Source organism: Mesoterricola silvestris, assembly GCF_030295405.1.
Lineage (GTDB): Bacteria > Acidobacteriota > Holophagae > Holophagales > Holophagaceae > Mesoterricola > Mesoterricola silvestris.
Map to the genome: position 1 here is coordinate 3,398,082 of NZ_AP027080.1, position 23,550 is coordinate 3,421,631.

Here is a 23,550-nt window from a genome sequence, read left to right on the forward strand (position 1 = left end):
CACCATGGAACCCGCAGGACGCGCAGCACCCGGTTCGGCCCCCACGGTCCTGGAGCCGCCGGCGGGGGAGAACCTGCCGGACCTGCCCGAATTCGAGGCCCTGGACGCCGAGATCGCCAAGCTGGGCTCCGTGACCGGGGCCGGCAGCCTCGACTGGGAGCGGGTGCTCCAGCTGGCCACGGGCCTGCTGGCCCGGGGCTGGGACCTGAAGGTGGCCAGCGCCCACTGCGCCGCCCTGGCCCAGCTCCGGCGCCAGGAGGGCCTGGCCCTGGGGCTGCGCCTCTACCGGGAGCTCCTGGAGACCCACTGGGAAACCCTCACGCCCCCCCTGGCCCGCATGCGCGGCCGGCGCAACGCGGTGCGGTGGCTCCTGGACCGCCTGGAGCAGACGGCCCCGGCCTGGCCCCCGGTGGCCTGGCCCGGCCCCCAGCGGGACGCCCTCCTGGGGGATCTGCGGGCCATCGACGGCTTCCTGGCCGGCCACATGGACGAGGCCCCGGCGATGCGGGCCCTCATCCAGCAGGCCGGCGCCTGGGTGGAGGAGGCGGGGGAGCCCGGGCCCGCCCCCGCGCCCCCGGAAGCGCCCCCGCCGGCCCCCGCGGCGCCCGTCGCGGAGGCGCTGGACCTGGAGCAGATGCGGGCCCGGTGCCTGGAGCAGCTGGCCCGGGTGGCGGCCCGGAACCTGGAGGAGGCGCCGGGGGACCCCGTCCCCTACCTCCTCCACCGCACCGCGCTGTGGCTGGGCATCCGCCACGCGCCCGAGGCCTGGGAGGGGCGGACCCGCATCCCGCCGCCCACGGCCCAGGCCACCGGGGCCCTGGACGCGGCCCGGGCCACCGGCAACGCCCGGCTCACCCTGGCCAAGGCGGAGGCGCTGCTGCCGGACCACCTGTTCTGGCTGGACCTGAACCGCTGGGTGGCGGAGAGCCTGGACGGGCTGGGCTGGGGCCGGGCGGCCCGGGCCGTGGAAGGGGAGACCCTGCTCCTCCTGCGCCTGCTGCCCGGCCTGGAGACCCTGGCCTTCGCCGACGGGACCCCCTTCGCGGACGAGGCCACCCGCCAGTGGCTGGCCCGGCTAACCCGGCCGGACGCCAAGGACGGCGCCCAACCGGACGGGATCCTCCCGGAGGCCCGCCGGCTGGCGGCGGACGGGGACCTGCCCGCGGCCGCGGCCCTGCTGGCCCGGGGCTGCCGGGACGGAGCGCCCGCCCGCGTCACCTTCCAGCGCAAGACGGCCCTGTGCGACCTGCTGACCGCCGGCCAGAAGGGCCGCGTGGCCGCGGCCGTGGCCCGGGATCTGCTGGGGGACCTGGAGCGGTTCCAGGTGCCCTCCTGGGACCCCTCCCTGGCCCTGGAAGCCCTGCAGATCATCCTGGCCGGCCTGAGGGCCGGTGGCCAGCCCGCCGACGAGGTCCTGGCCCGCGCCGCCTTCGAACACCTGGCCCTGCTCGATCCCGGGCTGGCCATGGGTCAACCCTAGTGCGGCCCCCGGGCCGCACCCTCTCCAGGAGTCCCTCCATGAGCCAAGAATCCACCATTGCCCCCAAGGAGCGGGTCAATATCGTCTACCGGCCGGCCACCGGCGATGCCAAGGAGGAGGTGGAACTGCCCCTGAAGGTCCTGGTCATGGGGGATTTCACCCAGCGCGCCGACGGCACGCCCCTGGAGGACCGGAGCCCGGTGAACGTGGACAAGGAGACCTTCGACGAGGTGCTCAAGGCCCAGAAGCTCCGCCTGGAGGCCCAGGTGCCGGACAAGCTGTCCGGCACCCCCGGCGGCCAGCTCAGCCTGAACCTGGAGTTCCGGAGCCTGAAGGATTTCGAACCGGACGCCATCATCCAGAAGGTGCCCGAGCTGCAGAAGCTCATGGAGCTGCGGGAGGCCATCAAGGCCCTCAAGGGGCCCCTGGGCAATGTGCCGGAATTCCGCCGGCGGATCCAGGAACTCATCGAGGACCCCGGTTCCCGGGACCGGATCCTCAGGGATATGGGCATCGACTAGGAGGAACCCATGAGCGAAGCCACCGAAACCTCCCCCAAAGGCGCCGCCCTCCCCGGGGCCCCCGCCGAGACGTCCATCCTGGACGACATCATCAACGCCACCAATCTCCGGCCCACGGACGAAGGCTACGCCATGACCAAGGCGGGCCTGCAGGCCTTCATCAACGAACTGGTGAAGCCCGAGCGGGCCGAAGCCCGGGTGACCCAGGCCCTGGCCGACGACATGATCGCCACCATCGACTGCCGGCTCAGCGCCCAGATGGACGCCATCCTCCACCACGACGGCTTCCAGCAGCTGGAATCCGCCTGGCGCTCCCTGCGCTACCTGGTGGACCAGACCGATTTCCGGGAGAACATCAAGGTCGAGCTGCTCAACGTGAGCAAACAGGATCTCCAGGACGATTTCGAGGACGCCACCGATATCACCAAGAGCGGCCTGTACAAGACGGTCTACACCCGGGAGTACGGCCAGTTCGGCGGCCAGCCCTACGGCCTCATCGTCAGCAACTACGAATTCGGCCCCGGCCCCCAGGACGTCAAGCTGCTCCAGGGCCTGGCCAGCGTGGCCTGCGTGGCCCACGCGCCCATCGTGGGCGCAGCCGGTCCGGAGTTCTTCGGGCTCAAGGACTATTCCGGGCTGCCCAACCTCAAGGACCTCAGTTCCATCTTCGAGATGCCCCAGTACACCAAGTGGCGCAGTTTCCGGGAAAGCGAGGACGCCCGGTACGTGGGCCTCACCCTGCCCCACTTCCTGCTGCGCATCCCCTACGGCCCCACCACCAAGGCCACCAAGAACTTCAACTACACCGAAAGCGTGGCGGAAAGCGACCGGCAGTTCCTGTGGGGCAACGCCGCCTTCGCCTTCGCGTCGCGCATCACCGACAGCTTCGCCAAGTACCGCTGGTGCGCCAATATCATCGGGCCCCAGGGGGGCGGGGCGGTGCGGGACATGGTGATCTACCAGTACGAGGCCATGGGCGAGCTGCAGACCAAGATCCCCACGGAGGTGCTCATTTCCGAGCGGCGGGAGTACGAGCTGGCCGAGGAGGGCTTCATCAGCCTCACCATGCGCAAGGGCAGCGACAACGCGGCCTTCTTTTCCGCCAATTCGGTGCAGAAGCCCAAGACCTTCGGCAACAGCCCGGAATCCCGCAGCGCCGAGACCAACTACAAGCTGGGCACCCAGCTGCCCTACGTCTTCGTGGTGAACCGCCTGGCCCACTACATCAAGGTCATCCAGCGGGAGAACATCGGCACCTGGAAGGAGCGGGTGGACCTGGACACCGAGCTCAACAACTGGATCCGGCAGTACGTGGCCGACCAGGAGAGCCCCTCCCCGGGCGTGCGCAGCCGGCGGCCCCTGCGCAAGGCGGAGATCGCGGTGTCCGACGTGGAGGGGGATCCCGGGTGGTACCGGGTGGATCTCAAGGTCCAGCCCCACTTCAAGTACATGGGCGCCTCCTTCAGCCTCTCCCTGGTCGGCAAGCTCGACAAGAAGTAGTCCCCCTTTCCTGGGCCCGCGCCCAGCTCCTCCGGAGGTCTCCCCATGCCCATGCCAATCCACCTCAAGCTCAAGGGCACCAAGCAGGGTGCCATCCAGGGCTCCTGCACCATGAAGGGGCGGGAGGGGACGATCCTCGTCCAGGGCCTGGAACACAGCATCGATATCCCCAAGAGCCCCCAGACCGGCCTGCCCACGGGCAAGCGGGTCCACGGCGCCCTCACCATCACCAAGGAGACGGACAAGAGCTCCCCCAAGCTCCTCCAGGCCCTGTGCTCGGGCGAGCAGCTCACGGAGGTGGAGCTGGAGTTCTTCCGCATCAAGCCCTCGGGCGAGGAGGAGAAGTACTACACCATCAAGCTCACCAACGCCATCATCGTGGGGGTGCGCACCTGGTTCCCCAACTGCCTGCAGACGGAGACCAAGGCCTTCGGGCACCTGGAGGACATCTCCTTCACGTATTCCGGCATCCGCTGGACCTGGGTCCCCGACGGCATCGAGGCCGAGGACAGCTGGGACGCCCCCAAGGCCTGACCATGATCTACCAGGAGCGCCTGCTGCAGCGCATCAAGCACCAGGAACACGCGCCCTCGGAGCGCGCCTCGGGCAACCTCGCCCTGGAAACCGCTTCGATCCTGGAGCACCTCCGGCGGCTCCTGAACACGCGCCAGGGCAGCGTGCCCATCCGGCCCGACTACGGCATTCCCGACTTCTCCCACCTGGGCGGCGACACCTTCACGGACACCGCCCTGGAGATGCAGCGCTCCATCCGCCTCGTCATCGAGGCCTTCGAACCCCGGCTGGCCCGGGTGCAGGTGGCCTTCGACACCCGGGGCGGCGAACGCTCCCACCTGCGCTTCCGCATCACCGGGGTGCTGGCCAAGGATGAGCGGGTCCCCCTGGCCCTGGACACCACCCTGGCCCCGGGCGGCCGGTTCAACGTGAGCCCCTGACCTCCCCGAAGGAGGATCCCTTGATCGACACCTACTACCAGGAGGAGCTCCACAACCTGCGGGAGGCCTCGGCGGCCTTCGCCCGGGCCCATCCCGCCCTGGCCCCCATGCTCGGGGAGCCCTCGGCGGATCCCGACGTGGAGCGGCTGCTGGAAGGGGTGGCCTTCCTCACGGGCATGATCCGGGGCAAGCTGGACGACGATTTCCCGGAGATCATCCACGGGCTCATGGACCTGGTCTTTCCGCACCTGCTCCTGCCGGTGCCTTCGGCCAGCATCCTGGCCTTCCGGCCCAAGCCCAACCTGCGCCAGACCCTCCGGGTGGAAGCCGGCACCACGGTGGCCTCCATCCCCGTGGACGGCACCACCTGCCGCTTCCGCACCACCCAGCCGGTGGAGGTGCACCCCCTGCGCCTCACCTCCGTGGAGACCCCGCCCCGGGCGGGCCGCACCTCCCGCATCCGCCTGAGCTTCCAGCTGGACGGCCTCACCCTCGCCACCTGGCGGCCCTCGGAGCTGGTGCTCCACCTGGGGGAGAGCCTGGCCGAGGCCACCACCCTGCACCTGCTCCTGACCCGCCACCTGGAGGGCATCCAGGTGGTGCCGGCGGCGGGGGGGAGCGTCTGGAACCTGCCCCCGTCGGCCCTGGAGCGGGTGGGCTTCGATCCGGACGAGGGCCTGCTGCCGCTGCCGGGGCAGACCTTCGGGGGGTTCCGCCTGCTCCAGGACTACTTCGTGCTGCCCCAGAAGCACCTGTTCCTGGCCCTGCGGGGCTGGGACCAGTGGCGGGACCGGGGCGGCGGCAGCGCCTTCGATCTGGTGCTGGAACTGGGCCCGGCCCCCGTGGAGACGCCCCGCCTCCGGCCGGAGCACTTCGTGCTCTTCGCCACGCCCATCGTCAACCTCTTCAAGGCCGAGGCCGAGCCCGTGCTCCTGGACCACCAGCAGGAGCGGGTGCGCATCCAGGCCGCGGGGTACCCCCCGGACCACGCCCGGGTGTTCACCGTGGACCGGGTCGTGGGCTACGCCCAGGGTTCGGTGAACCGCCGCGCCTACGCCCCCATGGACACCTTCGCCCGGGGCGGCTGGGACCCGGCGGTGTACCAGGTGCGCCGCGGCCGCTCCCAGCTGGACGGCGCCCCGGAGACCCACCTCTCCTTCAGCTACCCCCTGGACGCGCCGGGCCCCGAGCTGGAGACCCTCACCGTGCACCTCACCTGCACCAACGGGACCCTGCCCTCCCGGCTCCAGGTGGGGGAGATCTGCCGCCAGACGGAGGAATCGTCCGAGCTCCTGGACTTCGGCAACCTCCTGGCGCCCACCCTGCCCCCCGAGCAGGTGCTGGACCGCAACAACCTCTGGAAGCTCCTGAGCCACCTGAACCTCAACCTGGGCTCCCTCACCCGCCCGGGCAACCTCCAGGGGCTGCTCACCCTCTACGCCCAGCAGGGCTCGGACCGGGCCTCCCTGCCGGGCCACCTCAAGCGCATCGAGGGGCTCCGGTCCCTGGTCGCCGAGCCCGCCGACCTGCTGGTGCGGGGGCGCATGTACCGGGGCCAGCACCTGGTCCTGGAGGGCGATCCGGCCTGCTTCGCCAGCCTGGGCGACCTGCACCTCTTCGCCGCCGTGCTGGAGCGCTTCCTGGCCGCCTTCAGCAGCCTCAACACCTTCACCCGCTTCACCCTCAAGGAAGCCCCCCTCGGAGAGACCACCCCATGGCCGGCGAGGCTCGGAGACCGTCCCCTTTCCTGAAATCCGGCCTGCTGGAAAAAGGGCCCCGCTTCGCCTTCGGCCAGGCCCTGCGGCTGCTCCGCCGCGTCGTCGCCCACGAGGCGGGGACGCGCGACCCCCGCGCCTTCTGGCGCCGGGTGAAGGTGCGCCCCGAGCTGTCCCTGAGCTTCACCGCCTCGGACATCCTGGCCATCACCGAGGAGGAGGGGTCCCGGTACCGCATGACCGTGGCCATCCTGGGCCTCTACGGCGCCTCCTCCCCCCTGCCCACCTTCTACACCGAAGACCTCATGGACGAGGAGGGCGCCCACCGCACCGTCACCCGGGATTTCCTGGACGTGCTCAACGGCGCCATCTATCCCCTCTTCTTCGCCAGCTGGGCCAAGCACCGGCTCTTCTACTCCCTGGTGGAGGGGGAGGACGCCGGGGCCCTGGAGCGGCTCTTCTGCCTGCTGGGCATGGCCCGGCCCGCCGCCACCTGCGTGCACGTGGATCCCAACGCCCTGCTCAAGTACGCCGGGCTCTTCGGCCTGGCCTCCCGCCCCGCGGCCGGGCTCCGGGCCCTCCTGGCGGACTATTTCCACCAGCCCGGGCTGGCCATCGTGCCCTGCGTGGAGCGCACCGTGGCCATTCCCGCCGAGCAGCGGTGCCGCCTGGGCCAGGCCAACCGCACCCTGGGCGTGGACGCCTGCCTGGGGGTCCAGGCCCAGGACTGCATGGGCGCCTTTCGGGTGGAGCTGGGCCCCCTGGAGGCCGAGGATCTGCACCGCTTCCTGCCCGGACGCAAGGCCTGCCGGGCCATGGGCGAACTCATCCGCCTCTACTGCCGGGACGGCCTGGCCTGGGACCTGCGCATCCGGATCAAGGGCGGCGCGGGCCTCGGGGGCCGCCTGGGCTCCCTGGACTGGTCCTGCCTGGGCCGGGACCTGTGGGTGGCCAGCCCCGGCCAGGGCGCCGCCCTCACCGAGATCACCTTCCCGGAACCCGACACCTGGAAACACCCCCGGGAGCGGGTCGCCCCCCTCCTGGCCAGCGGAGCCCACCCATGATCAGCGTCGGCCTCAAGCCCCTCATGACCCGCCTGAACCCCACCTGCACCCGCGCCCTGCAGGGCGCGGCGGGCCTCTGCGTGGCCCGGGGGCACTACGAGGTGACGGTGGAGCATCTGGCCTCCAAGCTCCTGGAGGAGCGGGGCGCCGATTGGACCCCGGCCCTGGAGGCCTTCGGCGTGGAGCCCGGGGAGGCCCAGCGGCTCCTGGAGGGGACCCTGGGCGAGCTGCGCACGGGCAACGGCGGCAAGCCCGTGTTCAGCCCGGTCCTCCTGGACCTGCTCCAGGAGGGGTGGCTGGTGAGCTCCGTGGACCTGGGCGAGGGGGAGATCCGCTCCGGCGCCCTGCTCCTGGTGCTCCTGGGCAGGCCCGGGCAGTTCGCCTCGGGGCCCCCCATGGACCTGCTGGGCCGCATCAACCGCGAGACCCTGGCCCGGGAGTTCCGGACCCTCACGCGCCATTCCGTGGAGAACGGCCCGGCCCCGGCCCGGGGCGGCGGCGGGGAGGGGGGGTTCATCGACCGCTTCTGCCAGGACTTCACCCGCAAGGCCCGGGAGGGCGGCATCGACCCGGTCTTCGGCCGGGACGGGGAGATCCGCAGGATGGTGGACATCCTGGCCCGCCGCCGGAAGAACAACCCCATCTGCGTGGGCGATCCGGGCGTGGGCAAGACCGCGGTGGTGGAGGGCCTGGCCCTGCGCATTGCCGAGGGCGACGTGCCCGGCCTGCTCCAGGGGGTGACGCTCCTGGGCCTGGACATGGGCCTCCTGGAAGCCGGGGCGGGCATGAAGGGGGAGTTCGAGAACCGGCTCAAGGGCGTCATCAACGAGATCAAGGCCAGCCCCAGGCCCATCATCCTCTTCATCGACGAGGCCCACACCCTCATCGGCGCCGGCGGCGCCGCCGGGGGGAGCGACGCCGCCAACCTGCTCAAGCCGGCCCTGGCCCGGGGCGAGCTGCGCACGGTGGCCGCCACCACCTGGGGCGAGTACAAGAAGTACTTCGAGAAGGACCCCGCCCTGGCCCGGCGCTTCCAGCTGGTCAAGCTGGACCCGCCCACGGTGGAGGACACCGTGCTGATCCTGCGCGGCCTGCGGCCCAGCTACGAGAAGGCCCACGGGGTGGTGATCCGGGACGACGCCGTGCGGGCCGCGGCGGTCCTTTCGGACAAGTACGTCACCGGGCGCTTCCTGCCGGACAAGGCCATCGATCTCCTGGACACCGCCTGCGCCCGGGTGAAGATCAACCTCACGTCCAAGCCCCCCGCCCTGGAGGACCTGGAGCGCGGCCTCCAGGCCCTGGACCGGGAGCGCGGCGCCCTGGAGCGGGACCGGGACCACGGCGTGGCCATCGATGCCCAGCGGCTCCTGGAGGTGCTGGCCGAGGCGGAGCGGCGCCGGGGGGAGGCCGAGGCCCTGCGGGCGCGGTGGGAGCGGGAGCGGGAGGCCGCGCACCGGGTGGTGGCGGCCCGGGAGGCCCTGGGCGCCGCCGGTCCCGGGGAACGGGAGGCGGCGGCCGGGACCCTGGCGGCGGCCGCGGCGGAGCTGGGGGAGCTCCAGGCGGACCGGGCCCTCATCCAGATCGACGTGAACCCCGACGGCGTGGCCCAGGTGGTGTCGGACTGGACCGGCGTGCCCCTGGGCAAGGTCCTGCGGGACGAGGCCGAGACCATCCTCCACCTGGCCTCCCGCATCGGCGAGCGCATCAAGGGCCAAGACCAGGCCCTGGCCGCCCTGGGCGAGGGGCTCAAGGCCGCCAAGGCCGGCGTCAAGGATCCCCGCCAGCCCCTGGGGGTCTTCCTCTTCGTGGGGCCCAGCGGCGTGGGCAAGACCGAGACGGCGCTGACCCTGGCGGACCTGCTCTTCGGCAGCGAGAAGCAGGTGGTGGCCATCAACATGAGCGAATTCCAGGAGCGGCACACCGTGAGCCGCCTGGTGGGCTCGCCCCCGGGCTACGTGGGCTACGGCGAAGGGGGCATGCTCACCGAGGCGGTGCGCCAGAAGCCCTATTCGGTGGTGCTCCTGGACGAATGCGAAAAGGCCCACCCCGACGTGATGAACACGTTCTACCAGGTGTTCGACAAGGGCACCCTGGCCGACGGCGAGGGCAAGGAGATCGATTTCCGCAACACGATCATCATCCTCACCAGCAACCTGGGCTCGGAGGTGATCCAGGAGATGACCTCCCGGGGGCCCGTCCCCGCCGAATCCGTCACCGCCGCCATCCGGCCCCTGCTGAGCCGGCACTTCAAGCCCGCGCTCCTGGCGCGCATGGGCATCGTGCCCTTCTTCAGCCTGGATCCCTCGGCCCTGGAGGGCATCGTGGCCCTCAAGCTCCAGCGCGTGGCCCGCACCCTCCGGGACAACAACCGCATGGTCCTGGAGCACACCCCGGCGGTGGTGGAACGGATCACCGCCCGCTGCACCGACGTGGAATCCGGCGCCCGCAACATCGAGCACATCCTCAACGCCGGCATCCTGCCCCAGTTGAGCCAGGAGATCCTGGCCGCCATGGGCTCCGGGACCCTGCCCTCCCGGGCCCTCCTGGACGTGGACGGGGACGGCGCCTTCGTCTTCCGCTTCGAACCCTGAGACCTGGAGGCCCGGCCCGCCATGGAACTGCTTTCCCAGAAGAAGTACTCGTTCCACACCGGCGCCCTGCCGGAGAACGCCCTCGCGGTGGTCCACTTCACCGGCGACGAGGGCATCTCCCGCCTCTACGCCTTCGACCTGGACCTGCTCTCCCGGCGCCTGGACCTGAACCTCCAGGACCTGCTGAACAAGCCCGCCACCTTCACCATCCACCGGCCCTCGGGCGGGGACGTGGCCTTCAAGGGCATGCTGAGCGAATTCGAGCAGCTGGGCGAATTCGACGGCCACGGCTTCTACCGGGCCCGGCTGGTGCCGCGCCTGTGGTGGCTGTCCATCACCCGGCACAACCAGGTGTTCCTGGACCGCACGGTGCCCGAGATCCTGCGGGAGGTGCTGGTGGAGGGCGGCCTCACCTCCGCGGACTTCGAATTCCGGCTGAAGGGGGACTACCCGCCCCGGGAATTCGTGTGCCAGTACCGGGAGAGCCACTTCGACTTCCTCTCCCGCTGGCTGGAGCGGGAGGGCATCTGCTACTTCTTCGAGCAGGGCCGGGACGGGGAGAAGGTGGTCTTCGTGGACGACCTGGCCGGGCACAAGGAGGCGCCCCAGGGCCGCAGGGTGGCCTACGCCCCCGCCTCCGGCCTGGACGCCCTGGCCCAGGACGAGACCCTCAAGACCTTCGCCTGCCGCAGCCAGGTGATCCCCTCCAAGGTGCTGCTCAAGGACCACGACTACCTCAAGCCCTCCCTGGAGCTGGAGGGCAAGGCCGAGGTGGACGCCGACGGCAAGGGCCAGGTCTACCTCTACGGGGAGCATTTCCACACCCCCGGCGAGGGGGAGCGCCTGGCCCGGCTGCGCAAGGAGGAGCTGCTGTGCCGGCGCAACCGGGTGCGGGGCACCGGGTCGGCGCCGTTCCTGGCGCCGGGCTTCACCTTCCAGGTGGAAAGGCATTTCCGGGAGGACTACAACCGCACCTACCTGGCCGTGGAGGTCCACCACGAGGGGAGCCAGGCCGGGGCCTTCACCTCGGGCCTGCAGAAGGCCCTGGCCGGCCTGGAGACGGCGGTCTTCTACCGCAACGATTTCGTGGCGATCCCCTCGGATGTGCAGTTCCGGCCCCCCCAGGACACCCCGGCGCCCCGCATCTCCGGCACCCTCACGGCTCGCATCGACGCCGCCGGGGCGGGCCAGTTCGCCGAGCTGGACCTGCACGGGCGGTACAAGGTGGTCCTTCCCTTCGACCTGAGCGGGCGCAAGGACGCCAAGGCCTCGGCCTACCTGCGCATGGCCCAGCCCTACGCGGGCTCGGACCACGGCATGCACTTCCCCCTCCACAAGGACACCGAGGTGCTCCTCACCTTCCTGGAAGGGGACCCCGATTCCCCGGTCATCGCCGCCGCGGTGCCCAACGCCGCAACCCCCAGCGTGGTCCTGGGCGCCAACGCCACCCAGAACCGCATCGTCAGCTCCGCCGGCAACGAGATCCTCCTGGAGGACAAGGCGGGGTCCGAGAGGATCCTCATCTTCGACAAGACCTACAACAACTGCATCCGGCTGGGCGCCCCGGACACCTCCGACACGGAGATGGGCGCGCGGGTGACCTCCCGGGATTCCACGGGCATCGTGATCTTCTCGCCCCAGCACGTGTGGATCGAGAGCCCGCTCATGGACACCCTGCGCACCAATTCCAAGGGCGACGTCATCCCCGACGCCACCACCATCACCGGCAGCGCCAGCTACGCCGGCGAGATCCCCACCGAACGGGTCATCAAGGTCCACGAGGTGGACGCCGCGGCCAAGCCCCCCACGGTCCGCCAGCGCCAGGACGCGGATCTGACCGCCCTCCACCTGGCGGCCGCCGCCTACAACCCCCCCGACGCCCAGCCCCTGGTGACCCAGCTCAAGGATCGCTACTACCCCGCCCCCGCGGCCCAGCCGCCCTCGCCCACGGTGCCCGCGACCCCGCCCGCGCCCCCCAAGCCCAATCCGACCCTGAGCTTCATGGACGGCACCACGTTCTCCTTCACCCGCACCACCCGGGCCTTCACCTACGCCAAGGGGCCCAGCTACGCGGTGGTGTGCGCCTCCCCCGACGGCCTGGACCAGGACGACTCGACCCAGTGCGGCGGCCCCGGGAACTTCCTCCCGGCGGCCTCGGGCGCCCTCACCTACAAGGAGAAGCCCGGGAAGGGCTGCGGGGACTGGGACGGCATCGCCGGCAGCCTCCTCGGGGCCATGGCCCCCGGCGACACGGTGGTCTCCAAGCGCTACGGCAACTCGTACTCCTACGCCGACGGCCCCACCTTCACCGTGACCCGGGGCGATTCCCAGACGATCACCCTGGAGGGCCGCCAGATCACCCAGGCCTACACCCTCACCTCCGGCGGCTCCCGGGTCGTCAAGACCGCCGAGACCATCAACGACAACGGGGTGGTCACCACCACCGCCTGGGACAGCATCCTGGGGACCATGACGAGCATCTCCTACAACAACCGCAACGGCTTCATCGGCACCGCCAATTTCCCGCTGGTGCCCCAGCTCTCCCTCACCCAGACCATCAGCCCCAGCCCGACGGTCGCCATCAGCAACAACGTGGGCCTGGGCTCCTGCGTGGCCATCACCGGATACGTGGGGGCGCAGGCCACCATCGCGCTGTACGCGAGCGCCGTGGCCAACATCACCTACGGCAAGGGCGTGAAGTTCGACCTGACCATCAACCCGATCACCCTCGCCTACGACGACGTGACCAAGGAATTCGAGCTGAAGGTCCCCGGCGTCAAGGCCAAGGACCAGAACGCCATGGACATCGAGGACCTGAAGGTGGCCCTGGCCAACACCCAGATCAACCTGAACAAGGTGGGGGTGGACCTGCACGAGGCCGGCGTGGCGCTGCGGAAGGCCTCCGCCCGCATCTCCAGCGGCATCCACATCTATTTCTGAGCGGCCCCATGAAGACCATCCGCCCCATGCAGGTGAGCGTCTGTTCCCGGGTCCTGGAGCAGGGCCACCGGTTCTATTCCATCCACAGCGCCTCCATGGGGCTGCGGATCCCCTCCGGCGAACCGCTGCTGGACCTGGATTTCCTGAAGGAGGCCCTGGGGGCCCTGGGGCCCGATGACCTTCCGGACGCCGGCATGCCCAAGCCCCAGGGCGAGGTGCTGCTCACCGGCGCCTTCCACAGCCCCGGGGGGCGCCCGGTGGCGGGCCACGAGGTGCTCTTCCGGGTGGGCCCGGTGGAGCGCAGGCTCTTCGTGTTCGGTCCCCGGCGCTGGGGGGCCCTGGGCCCCACGGAGCCCGGGCCCGTGGCGCACTGCCCCCTGGACCCCGCCCACGCCTTCGGCGGCGCGGGCTTCCAGGCCAACCCCGCGGGCCAGGGCTGGGAGGACGGCCAGCTGCCCCAGGTGGAGGATCCGGCGCACCTGGTGGCCTCGCCCCGGGACCGGCCCGATCCCGCCTTCCCCGGCCCCGCGGGGCCCGGCCACCCCCGGCGCAGGGCCTTCCAGCCCGACTGCGGCCCGGACTACCTGCACCGCGACTTCCCCGGGTACCCCGCGGGCTTCGACTGGCGCTTCTTCCTCTGCGGGCCCGGGGAGCAGCGCCTCCCGGGCTACTTCCGGGGCGACGAGAGCTACGCCTTCCACCACCTGCATCCGGAGATCGAGGTCCTCCAGGGCCGCCTTCCGGGGTTCCGGGTGCGCTGTTTCCTGAACCAGGACCTGGGAGGCGCCCCGCAGTTCTCGGAGCTGTCCATGAACCTGGACACGGTGTGGTGCTTCCCCGCCCAGAGCCTGCTTTGGCTCTTCTGGCGCGGGGGACGGGAGGTCGCCGACGACGAGGCCTCCCGGATCACCCACCTGCTGGCCGCCTTCGAATCCCCCGGGGCCCCCCGCGGCCTGGACCACTACCGGGAGGCCCTGGCCCGGCGCCTGGAGGCCCAGGACCCGCTCCTGGACGTCCTGGCCACCCAGGACCTCATCCCCCCGGACCAGGCCTGCGCCCTGGAGCGCCTCACGGCCCCGGCGCAGCCCGCCCCCAGCGCCTTCTCGCGCAACATGGAGGCCCAGAAGGACCGGCTCCGGGCCCTGGCCCGGGAGAAGCTGGACGCCGCCCTGGCGCAGGCCCGCGAGGCCCTGCCGGCCCAGGGCCCGCCGGAGCCCCTGCGCCTGGACGGGGAAGCCCTCCGGCCGCCTTCCGGCGTCCCGGCGCCGGACCCCGGAGCCCGGGCGCTCCAGGAGGAGATGGAGCGGCTCCTGCCCGGGGTGGGCCGGGGCGGCCCCGTCCAGCTCAAGGATTTCTCCTTCGGGAAGCTGGACCGCGTCCTGAAGGCGGTGGAGACGCTCACCCGGTCCCGAAAGGACGAACTCACCGCCCACGTGGACGCCACCCGCGCCGGCGCCCTGGCCGGCATGGGCGCCCAGGCCCCCGCGGACCTGCCCGGGGAGCTCCGGCGCGCCCTGGACACGGCGGCCCGGACCCTGGAGGACGGCGCCGCCCCCGGGCCGGCCCGGGTCCCCCTGCCCCGCTTCGATCCCCGGCCCCTGCTTGAGCCCCTGGAGGCCGCCGAGGCCCAGGCCCGGGCCGGCCTGGGGGACATGGCGGCCCGGGGATCCGCGGATGGGGCGGCCGCCCTGGGCGCCACCGTGGACGGCCTGGAACCGGTGCGGAGCCGCATCCAGGAATCCCTGCGCCGGGCCGAGGCCGCCTTCCGGCCCCTCTACCTGCGGGGCGCCCACCGCATGCCCGAAGGCGCCTCCCCCCACGCGGAGGACCTGCCCACGCGCAGGGCGGCCTTCCTGCGGGCCCTGGCCGGGGGCGGGCCCCTGGCCGGGGGCGACTGGGCCTGCCTGGACCTGGCCGGCCTGAAGCTGGACGGGGTGGACCTCTCCGGGGCCTACCTGGAGCAGGTGGACCTGCGCGGCGCGAGCCTGCGGGGCGCGAACCTGCGGGGCGCCATCCTCGCCCGGGCCCGGCTGGAGGCGGCCGATTTCACCGGGGCCGATCTGGAGGGGGCCAACCTGGGCGGCGCGGCCGCGGCCCGGGCGCGCTTCCCCCAGGCCAACCTCCTGGGCGCCACCCTCGAGCTCGGCACCTTCGCCGGGGCGGATTTCCAGGGCTGCCGCCTGGGGGGGGCCACCCTCATGGAGGTGGACCTGGACCGGGCGGATTTCGCCGGGGCCTTCCTGGAATCCGCCACCTTCCTCCGGCTGGAGGTCCAGGGGGCGCGGTTCTGGGAGGCCCGCCTGGGCCGGGCCACCTTCCTCCAGTGCGCCTGGCGGGAGGCGGACTTCTCCGGCGCGCGCCTCGACCACACCACCTGGGCCGATCCGCGCCTGGAGGAGGTCCGCTTCGACGGCGCCGACCTGGAGGCGGCCTGCTTCCTGGCCAGCGCCCCGGGCAAGGCCGTCCTGGCCGGCCTGAGCTTCGCCGGGGCCCGCCTGGACCGGGGCACCTTCCTGCACCTCCCCCTGCGGGGAGCCCGCTTCCGGGAGGCCTCCCTGGCGGGGGCCCTCTTTTCCGGGGCCGACCTCGCCGGGGCCGACCTCTCCGGCGCCCGCGCGCGCCAGGCCCAGTTCCGCAAGGCCATCCTCACGGGCGCCAACCTGGAGCGCATCGATCTCATGGAGGGCTCCCTCGCCAAGGCCAACCTGGTGCAGGCCCGGTTCAGGGGGGCCAACCTCCACGGGGTGGACGTGCTGCGCTCCACCCTGGGCGCCACGGATTTCACGGACTGCAATCTGGAGAGGACCCTGCTCCAGGGCTGGAGGCCCCGATGAACGGCGAGGAACTTTCCCGGCTGGTGAAGGCCGGCGAGATCCTGGTGGGCGAGGATTTCGCCGGGGCCGACCTGCGGGGCGCGGATCTCACGGGCGGGGTCTTCCTGGAGACCGCCTTCGGGGGCTGCCGCTTCGACGGGGCCGACCTGGGCGAAGCCACCTTCAAGGACTGCCGGTTCCGGGGCGCGGCCTTCCGGGGCGCCAGCCTGCGCCAGGCCAACCTGGTCCATGGCGATCTGGCCGGCGCGGCCTTCGGGGAGGCCGGCCTGGACGGGGCCCGGTTCCTGGAATGCGGCCTGGAGGGGGCCACCTTCGCCGGCGCCGGGGGCCGGGACACGGCCTTCGTCGACGCCGCCTTCGCGGGGGCCTCCTTCGCCGGGGCCGCTTTCGAACGGGTCTCCTTCCTGCGCTGCGGCTTCGAGGCCGCGGACTTCGGCGGCGCCCTCCTGGACACCTGCGTCTTCTTCGAAAGCGCCTTCCAGGACGCGGTCTTCCAGGGGGCCACCCTGCACCTCTGCCACTTCCACAAGGCACAGCTGGCGGGCATCGCCTTCGGCGGCATGGACCTCGCCCGGACCCAGTTCAGCGAATGCATGCTGGCGGGGTGCCATTTCCAGGGCGCCCGGCTCCGGCAGGGCGGCTTCCTGAAGGCCCATCTGGAGGGGGCCCGCTTCGACGGCGCCGACCTGGAGCTGGCCAACTTCTACGAGGCCGGGCTCGCGGGCGCCTCCTTCCGGAAGGCGCGGCTGCCCCAGGCCAGCCTGCAGGGGGCGGACCTCGCCGGGGCGGACTTCGCGGGGGCGGACCTGACCATGGCCCAGATGGCCGGCATGAAGGCGGTGGGGGCCCGGTTCCCGCACGCGGACCTGAGCCGCGCGGATCTGTCCCACGCCTGGCTCATGGACGCCGACCTGACCGGGGCCGCCCTGGTGCAGGCCAACCTCCACGAGATCCTGGAGGAGCGCACCACCTGGGCCGGATCCAGCAGGGCCCGGGCCCTGGGCACGGACGCCGCGCGCAGCCGCGCCGAACGATGGGGGAAGCCATGATGCCCGAAGTCCTTGTCGCTTCCCCGGGCCTGCGGGCCCGGGTCCTCTTCGTGTCGGGCGGGGACATCGCCTTGGAAGGCCCGGACGGCCTGGTCAAGGCCCGGCTGGCCTTCAGCTGCCTGGTGCGGCCGGAGGCGGGGGACTGGGTGCTCTGCCTGCCCTCGGAGGACGGCGAATACCACCTCCTGGCCATCCTGGAGCGCCCGGGGCCCCAGGCCATGACCCTCGCCTTCCCGGGGGACGCCACCCTCCGCACGGAGGAAGGCGATCTGCGCCTGGCCTCGGGAAGCGGCATCACCCTCGCCGCCTCCGGGCACCTGACCTGCCTCGCCGACGTGGCCGTCCACCAGAGCCGGGAGGCGGTGCTGGCCTGCGACGAGGTCATCGCCGAGGGCCGCTCCCTCCAGGCCCATTTCCACAGCATCTCCGTGCTGGGCCGCATCTGCCGGACCCTGGTGCAGCACCTGTTCCACCAGGCCCGCACCTACATCCGGCGCACCGAGGACCTGGACCAGGTGGAAGGGAGGCAACTGCTGCGCAGGAGCAAGGGGCTCTATTCCGTGGGCTCGGAGCACACCGTCCTGCTCAGCGCCAAGGACACCCGCATCGACGGCGAACGGATCCACATGGGCTGAGGAGGCCGCCATGTTCCTGAATTGCTCCCTGTCCGGCATGGCCTTCGCGTTTCCGGACGTGTGCCTCACGCCCACCCCGGTGGGCCCGGTGCCCATCCCCTATCCCAACATCGTCCTCCCGCCCATGGCCCTGCCGCCCACCACGAACCCGCGCCACCTGGTCTCCATGATGCCCGTCCACACCCTGGCCACGGTGGTGCCCATGAGCGCCGGCGACAACGCCGGCGTCATGGGCGGCGTGGCCTCGGCCATGATGATGGGCCCGGCCCGGCATCTCATGGGCAGCGTGAAGGTCTTCTCCGGGGGGGCCCCCGTCACCCGCATGCTGGATCCCACCCTGCAGAACGGCACCAACGCCGCCGGCCTGAGCCTGGCCCCCTCCCAGACCCGGGTGCTGGTCCTGTCGTGATAACAAAACCGCCCATCCTCGCCGGGATTCCGTAGGCCTCATCCCCTTCATCCCAGACATCACCGTTCATCCCTGTTCCGCAGGGCCGAGGCTTGGATGGGTCGGCGATGTGGGTAATGAGAGCGCCGACCCAATCCATCGCGAGCCCTGCGGAACAGGGATGGACGGTGATGTCCGGGATGAACAGGGATCAAGGCAAGGCCTTCGGGTTGGGCAAAGGAGCCCACCCGGAAAAGGCGGACTTCCGGGGAACCTTTCAAATAAATCAATCATTTCAAGGCACCAGGGGTCCCCGCCGGACCCCGCCCTTTCCGGGAGCCGACGATGCCTCATCCCTTCCTCCTGTTCGGAGCCTTCCTGGTGCTGGTCCTGGCGATCCGCAGCCTGCGCATCATCCGGCCCTACCAGAAGGGGGTGGTGGAGACCCTGGGCCGGTACACGGCGCCGCCCCGGGCGCCGGGGCTGGTGTTCGTGATGCCGTTCGTGCAGCGCCTTGAGATGGTGGACAGCCGGGAGCAGGTCATCGAGGTGCCGCCCCAGGAGGTGATCACCAAGGACAACGCGGCCGTGACCGTGGACGCGGTGATCTATTTCCGAATCACGGACCCGGTGCGGGTGATCTACAACATCAGCAACTTCTCGTACGCGGCGGTGAAGCTGGCCCAGACCAACCTGCGCAACATCGTGGGCGAGATGGAGCTGGACCAGACCCTCACGGGGCGGGAGAAGATCAACACCCAGCTCCGGCTGGTGCTGGACGAGGCCACCGACGAGTGGGGCGTGAAGGTGGTGCGGGTGGAGATCCAGAAGATCGAACCCCCCACCGATATCACCAACGCCATGTCCAAGCAGATGAAGGCCGAACGGGAAAAGCGCGCCGCCATCCTGGAATCCGAGGGGTTCAAGCAGAGCGCCATCCTCAAGGCCGAAGGGGAGCGCGAAAGCCAGGTGCTCCGGGCGGAGGGGGACCGCCAGGGCGCGATCATCCGCGCCGAAGGCCAGGCCCAGGCGGTGCGCGTCCTCGCCGAAGCCGAGCGGTTCCGCATCGAGACGGTCTTCAACGCCATCCACGCCGGGAATCCGGATGCCGGCCTCCTGGCGCTCAGGAGCCTGGAGACCCTGGAGAAGGTGGCCGACGGCAAGGCCACCAAGATCTTCCTGCCCTCGGACCTGGGCGCGGCCCTCTCCTCCCTGGGGGCCGTGGGCGAACTGTTCCGCAAGGACCCGGAGCCGCCGCCGGAGCCCGCGCCGGCGCCGCCCAGGGCCCCGGCCCCCGCCCCGGTGCGCCGGGGGATCGTCGGGTCCTGAGGGGTCCCGGGCCGGAGGAGGCCGGCGCGGTTCCCGATAGAATGGACACCCCGCAACGGCCTGGGCGGAAAGCCCGCCCTTCCCCCGAAGGAGTCCCATGCCCGACACCCGGCTCATCAGCACCCCCACCACGGGCCGCTACCTGGTGGAACCCGCCTCCCGGCCCGGAGCCCCCATCCTGGTGGGCTTCCACGGGTACGGCCAGTGCGCGGAGGAGATGCTCGAGGATCTCCGGCGCATCCCCGGGGACTGGACCCGGGTGTCGGTCCAGGCCCTGCACCGGTTCTACAGCCCGAAGACCCGCGAGGTGGTGGGCTCCTGGATGACGGCCCAGGACCGGGACCGGGCCATCGAGGACAACGTGGCCTACGTGCGCGGCGTGGTCGCCGATGTGCGGGCCGGGGGCCGGGACGGGCGGCTCGTCTTCGCGGGGTTCTCCCAGGGCGCCGCCATGGCCTGGCGCGCCGCGGCCCGGTGCGGGCCCTGCCACGGGCTCGTCATCCTGGGCGGGGATCTGCCCCCGGACGTGGCCGCACACCCCTCCCTCGAGCTCCCCCCGGTGCTCCTGGGGCGCGGCGAGCGGGACGGATTCTACTCGGGCCCCCAGCTGGAGAAGGACATCGCCGCGCTGGAGGCCCTGGGGATCCGGCCGGAGGTGGTGCGCTTCGACGGCGGTCACGAATGGGCGCCGCCCTTCCTGGAGGCCGCGGGGCGGTTCCTTTCCAGGATCCTGACCATGTAGGTCGCGTCCACTCCCGGCGCATAGGTGAAGCTCCGCACCCGCCGGAACCCCTGGCGCTCCCAGAAGGGTTCCGCCCCCTGCACCGCCGTGAGGGCGAGGGTCCCCAAGCCCAGGTCCGCCGCCAGGCCCAGGACGGCTGCCAGCAGGTCCCCGGCGGCGCCGGTGCCCCGCCAGGCGGGAATCACGGCCAGGTCGTGCACGTAGAGGCAGTCCGGGTCCGCCGGAGGGGGGGCCGCGTCGCCCAGGGGCAGGACCCGGCCCCTCCGCCAGGGCTGGAAGAAGACGTAGGCGCCCACCAGGTCCCCCCGGTGGAGGCCCCGGCAGCCCCCGGGAAAGGCCCGCAGCTTGGCCGCGAAGACGGCCTCCGCCTCGCGGAGGGCCTCCGGGTAGCAGGCCCGCTGCACCTCCAGGATGGCCGGGAGGTCCTCCGGGCTGAGGCGGCGCACGGGCATGGGGATTCCTCCGGAGCCAGGATATCAGCGGGTGGCCGCCCGGGGCCGGAGCCCACCCCCCCCCCGTCCTGGGTTAAACTTTCCCGGTGCCTGCGAGGTCTCAGGCTGATACGAGGTGTTCATGAGCGGAATCCCGAAGCTTGCCCTGCCCACCTGCGCCGCCCTGGCCTTCCTCCTGGGCTGCGGCGGGAGCAGCACCTCCAGCGCCCCCACGGGCACCCTCACCCTCACGCTCAGTTCGGACAATCTGCCGGGCTTCTCCCAGGTGGTCGTGAGCCTGGACAAGGTGGAGGGCACCCAGGACGGCAGCAGGTGGCTCAACCTGGGCTCGCCCCAGACCACGGTGGACCTCATGGCCCTGCAGAACGGCCACGGGGTGGTGATCCTCAACGCGGCCAAGGTCTATTCGGGGACCTACACCCAGTTCCGCCTCACCTGGGGCACCAAGAACTACAACTCCGCCATCAACCTGCCGGCCTACGTGATCCCCGAGGGGGGCGCGGGGCAGGTGCTGGCCATGCCCACCACCACGGTCGTCAAGGGCAGCGCCACCCTTCCCTCCAACGGCTCGGCCCAGGCGCTGATCATGCTCAGCGGCGACCAGGGCGTGCTCACGGCTCCGGCCTCGGCCACCCCCTACCGCTTCAACGCCACGGGCCAGGCCTTCGACGCCACCAACTGCGGCCGGATCACGGGTCAGGTGGCGGGCCCCAACGGCAAGCTCGCCGGCGTCGAGGTCCTCGCCCAGACCGTGGACGGCGTGGGCCTGGCCACCCTGGCGCGCCGCGCCGTCTCGGACGCCTCCGGCGCCTTCGAACTGGACGGGCTTCCCTCCGGGGCCATCTACTACCTGGCCGCCCAGCCCCTGAACTGCCAGGCCCAAGCCGCCGCCCCCGGGACCCTGGCCGCGGGCGCCACCCTCAACGCGAACCTCACCTTCACCGCCCCCGTCACCTCGGGCACCCTCGTCCTCGCCATCACCCCCAAGTCCTCGGACACCCAGGGCACCTGGGGCGAACTGCGCCAGTCCCTGGCCACGGGCGCCGGCGCCCAGAACCTCATCATCCGCTCCCGCACCGCCATCATCGGCGCCAGCCAGGACACCGTGTCCTTCCTGTCCGTCGCCCCCGGCACCTACGGCGTCACCGCCCAGCGCAGCACCTCCGGCGCCGCCCCCGTGCCCAACAACGGCTCCCAGCAGGCCGTGGCCGCGGGCGGCACCACCAACGCGACGCTGGCGTTCTAAGGTACGAGTCCCGGACCTTCGACCCGGTTCGTTGCTGCGTGCGGGGCACGCAGCAACGGAAAGCCCGCGTCTTGGACATGGGGCCGGGTTGTCACCCATTGGCCCCGACCCAGTCGGAGGGCGTGCTTCGCGTGGGGTGGCGGGGATGACGGAGCGCGCCGACGCGGATCGGTCGGCGGCGCCGGGAAGTACGTCCGGTCGGAGTTGGTCTGGGGATCCTGCAGATTCCGGGGACCTTGAGCGCATGTAGAGGGATCGGCCAGGTCCCTCTTTCATCCCCTTCATCCTGTTCATCCGATCTCATCCCTGTTCCCGCAGGGCCAGAGCCGGGATGGGTCGGCGCATGCGGATCAATGACGCGCCGCCTCACCTCATCGCTGGCCCTGCGGGAACAGGGATGAGATCGGATGAACAGGATGAAGGGGATCAACCCTTGAACCTAGAGTCGGAATTCCTTCACGAGCCCCTGGAGGCCTTCCGCCACCCGGGAGAGGTCCTCGGAGGTCTTGGCGATCTCGTGGACGGTGGCGGTGAGTTCGTGGGTCGCTGTGGCGTTCTGGGCCAGGCCCAGGGCGGTGCTGCTCATGCTGGCGGAAACCTGGGCGCTGGTGGCGGCCTGGCCATCGGCCACATCGCCGATCCGCTGGATCTTCGAGGCCATGCCCGTGATGCGCTTCCGGATCGCGTCCAGGCTCTCCATGTTGGCGTTGACGCTGGTCATGCCGCCTTCCACGGCCGCCCCGGTGCGCTGGATCAGGCCCTCGATCTCCTTGGCGGCGGTGCCGGAACGCTCCGCCAACTTGCGCACCTCCTCGGCCACCACGGCGAAGCCCTTGCCGTGGGTCCCGGCCTTGGCCGCCTCGATGGCGGCGTTCAGGGACAGGAGATTGGTCTGGTTGGCGATCTCCTTGATGACCTGCACGGCACCCACGATCTGCTTCATGACGGCCTGGATCTCGTCCATGCTCCGGACGACGTTTTCCCCCGCTTCCGCGCTGCGCTCCGTATCCAGGACCGCATTCCGGCTTTCCTGTTCGCTTTCCTTCGTGCTGGCCGCCACCACCCCCGCGTTCTTCGAGAGATCCCCGATGGCCTCCGTCACGCTTTCCCCTTCCGCCTTGAGGTTCTCGCTGACCTTGGCGATTTCGGTCACGGTGCGCTCGATCTCGTCGGCGGAGGCCGAAAGCTCGGTGCTTCCGGAGGCGACCCTTCCGGCGAAATCGGCGACGTGCTGGATTCTTTCCTTGAGGCCGTGGTTGTAGGCATTGAAGGCCTTCGACAGCGCGCCGACCTCGTCGTCGCCGCCCGCCTCGAGGGTCAGGGTCAGGTCGGAATGCTCCATGCCCGCCGCGATCCTGGAAAGGGGGCGGGTCATCTTGTTGGCGAAATGGGACACGATGAAATAGGCGACGACCAGCGCGGTGGCCGTCATGCCCGCGACGATCCAGATCATCTGGTAGAAGGAACTGAAATATTCGCTCTTTTCGATTCCCACGAACAGGACCCCGATGGTTTCTCCCGCCGCATTCTTGATCGGGTCATAGGCCGCCAGGTACGTCTCCCCGAGGATGGAGGCTTCGCCCCGGTACCGTTCGCCCCTTCCCAGCACCGCCTCCCGGGCCGGTCCCTGGAGCTTGGTGCCGATGGCCCGCTTGCCCTCGGGCGTCATCACGTTGGTGGCCACGCGCGTGTCCCCCATGAAAAGGGTGGCGGTGCCGCCGCACAGGGCCTTCACCTTGTCGGGCAATTCATTGTTGTCGTTCAGCAGGCAATCCCCGACGAACAGCTTCCCGTCCGATATCCGGAACCCCTTGCCCTTCTGGTCCAGGAGTTCGATCAGGGTCTTCATCGCCCCCTCCTGCGCCGTCGAGGCCTGGCGCCCCAGGGCCCGGTACATGATCGTGAGACTCAGCAGCATCATCGCCGCCGTCGTGCACGCGATCATGGCACCGCTGATGACAGAGAACTTCTGGCCAATCTTCATCGAGGGCTCCCGTTGAATGGAACGCCGAACGCTTGGAACGCATGGGGTGGATGCTGGCATTTTACCAGCCCCTACCCTTCTTCAACGGCAACCATGAATAAATATATAAAAAAAATTTATGCCTCTG

The 23,550-nt window shown here is 71.1% G+C and carries 18 protein-coding genes; 16 read left to right on the plus strand and 2 right to left on the minus strand.

The window, feature by feature from the left end:
- Positions 1–4: 4 nt before the first annotated feature.
- The 15 genes from tssA to R2J76_RS14790 all read left to right on the plus strand — a co-directional run bounded on the left by tssA (position 5) and on the right by R2J76_RS14790 (position 19,741).
- Positions 5–1,480 carry a type VI secretion system protein TssA gene (gene tssA / locus R2J76_RS14720; protein ID WP_316412392.1) on the plus strand — a complete coding sequence of 492 codons (1,476 nt, stop codon included), beginning with the start codon at positions 5–7 and terminating at the stop codon, positions 1,478–1,480.
- Positions 1,481–1,518: 38 nt separating this feature from the next.
- Entirely contained in the window at positions 1,519–2,001 is a 483-nt protein-coding gene (gene tssB / locus R2J76_RS14725) for a type VI secretion system contractile sheath small subunit (protein WP_316412393.1), read from the plus strand.
- Positions 2,002–2,010: 9 nt separating this feature from the next.
- Positions 2,011–3,501, plus strand: coding sequence for a type VI secretion system contractile sheath large subunit (gene tssC, locus R2J76_RS14730; protein WP_316412394.1), 1,491 nt, complete (start codon positions 2,011–2,013; stop codon positions 3,499–3,501).
- 45 nt (positions 3,502–3,546) lie between these two features.
- On the plus strand, positions 3,547–4,035 hold the full coding sequence (locus R2J76_RS14735) for an Hcp family type VI secretion system effector (RefSeq protein ID WP_316412395.1): 489 nt from the start codon (positions 3,547–3,549) through the stop codon (positions 4,033–4,035).
- Positions 4,036–4,037: 2 nt separating this feature from the next.
- Positions 4,038–4,454, plus strand: coding sequence for a type VI secretion system baseplate subunit TssE (gene tssE / locus R2J76_RS14740; RefSeq protein WP_316412396.1), 417 nt, complete (start codon positions 4,038–4,040; stop codon positions 4,452–4,454).
- Positions 4,455–4,474: 20 nt separating this feature from the next.
- A complete protein-coding gene (tssF, locus tag R2J76_RS14745) occupies positions 4,475–6,205 on the plus strand; it encodes a type VI secretion system baseplate subunit TssF (protein ID WP_316412397.1) in 1,731 nt (576 codons plus the stop codon).
- A complete protein-coding gene (gene tssG / locus R2J76_RS14750) occupies positions 6,169–7,233 on the plus strand; it encodes a type VI secretion system baseplate subunit TssG (RefSeq protein WP_316412398.1) in 1,065 nt (354 codons plus the stop codon). The genes tssF and tssG overlap by 37 nt, the downstream gene beginning before the upstream one ends.
- Positions 7,230–9,824 (plus strand): type VI secretion system ATPase TssH, encoded by a 2,595-nt coding sequence (gene tssH / locus R2J76_RS14755; protein ID WP_316412399.1) that lies wholly within the window; start codon positions 7,230–7,232, stop codon positions 9,822–9,824. Before tssG ends, tssH begins: the two co-directional genes overlap by 4 nt.
- 21 nt (positions 9,825–9,845) lie before the next feature.
- Positions 9,846–12,764, plus strand: coding sequence for a type VI secretion system Vgr family protein (locus R2J76_RS14760; protein ID WP_316412400.1), 2,919 nt, complete (start codon positions 9,846–9,848; stop codon positions 12,762–12,764).
- 8 nt (positions 12,765–12,772) lie between these two features.
- On the plus strand, positions 12,773–15,598 hold the full coding sequence (locus R2J76_RS14765; protein ID WP_316412401.1) for a DUF2169 family type VI secretion system accessory protein: 2,826 nt from the start codon (positions 12,773–12,775) through the stop codon (positions 15,596–15,598).
- Positions 15,595–16,647 (plus strand): pentapeptide repeat-containing protein, encoded by a 1,053-nt coding sequence (locus R2J76_RS14770; protein ID WP_316412402.1) that lies wholly within the window; start codon positions 15,595–15,597, stop codon positions 16,645–16,647. The genes R2J76_RS14765 and R2J76_RS14770 overlap by 4 nt, the downstream gene beginning before the upstream one ends.
- Entirely contained in the window at positions 16,647–17,282 is a 636-nt protein-coding gene (locus tag R2J76_RS14775; protein ID WP_316412403.1) for a DUF3540 domain-containing protein, read from the plus strand. The genes R2J76_RS14770 and R2J76_RS14775 overlap by 1 nt, the downstream gene beginning before the upstream one ends.
- A gap of 10 nt (positions 17,283–17,292) precedes the next feature.
- Positions 17,293–17,691, plus strand: coding sequence for a DUF4150 domain-containing protein (locus R2J76_RS14780; protein WP_316412404.1), 399 nt, complete (start codon positions 17,293–17,295; stop codon positions 17,689–17,691).
- Positions 17,692–18,015: 324 nt separating this feature from the next.
- Entirely contained in the window at positions 18,016–18,999 is a 984-nt protein-coding gene (locus R2J76_RS14785) for an SPFH domain-containing protein (RefSeq protein ID WP_316412405.1), read from the plus strand.
- A 97-nt stretch (positions 19,000–19,096) separates the two neighbouring features.
- Entirely contained in the window at positions 19,097–19,741 is a 645-nt protein-coding gene (locus R2J76_RS14790; RefSeq protein WP_316412406.1) for an alpha/beta hydrolase, read from the plus strand.
- Here the strand turns inward: R2J76_RS14790 and R2J76_RS14795 are convergent.
- Positions 19,675–20,193: a GNAT family N-acetyltransferase gene (locus tag R2J76_RS14795; protein WP_316412407.1), complete on the minus strand. Its 519-nt coding sequence runs from the start codon at positions 20,191–20,193 to the stop codon at positions 19,675–19,677. The two genes, R2J76_RS14790 and R2J76_RS14795, sit on opposite strands and share 67 nt — an antisense overlap.
- A 121-nt stretch (positions 20,194–20,314) precedes the next feature.
- Between R2J76_RS14795 and R2J76_RS14800 the strand changes: the two genes are divergently transcribed.
- Positions 20,315–21,439, plus strand: a complete 1,125-nt coding sequence (locus R2J76_RS14800; protein ID WP_316412408.1) for a DUF4382 domain-containing protein — start codon at positions 20,315–20,317, stop codon at positions 21,437–21,439.
- Between the two features lie 439 nt (positions 21,440–21,878).
- Here R2J76_RS14800 and R2J76_RS14805 read toward each other — a convergent pair whose 3' ends face one another.
- Positions 21,879–23,423 (minus strand): methyl-accepting chemotaxis protein, encoded by a 1,545-nt coding sequence (locus R2J76_RS14805; RefSeq protein ID WP_316412409.1) that lies wholly within the window; start codon positions 23,421–23,423, stop codon positions 21,879–21,881.
- Between the last annotated feature and the right edge of the window lie 127 nt (positions 23,424–23,550).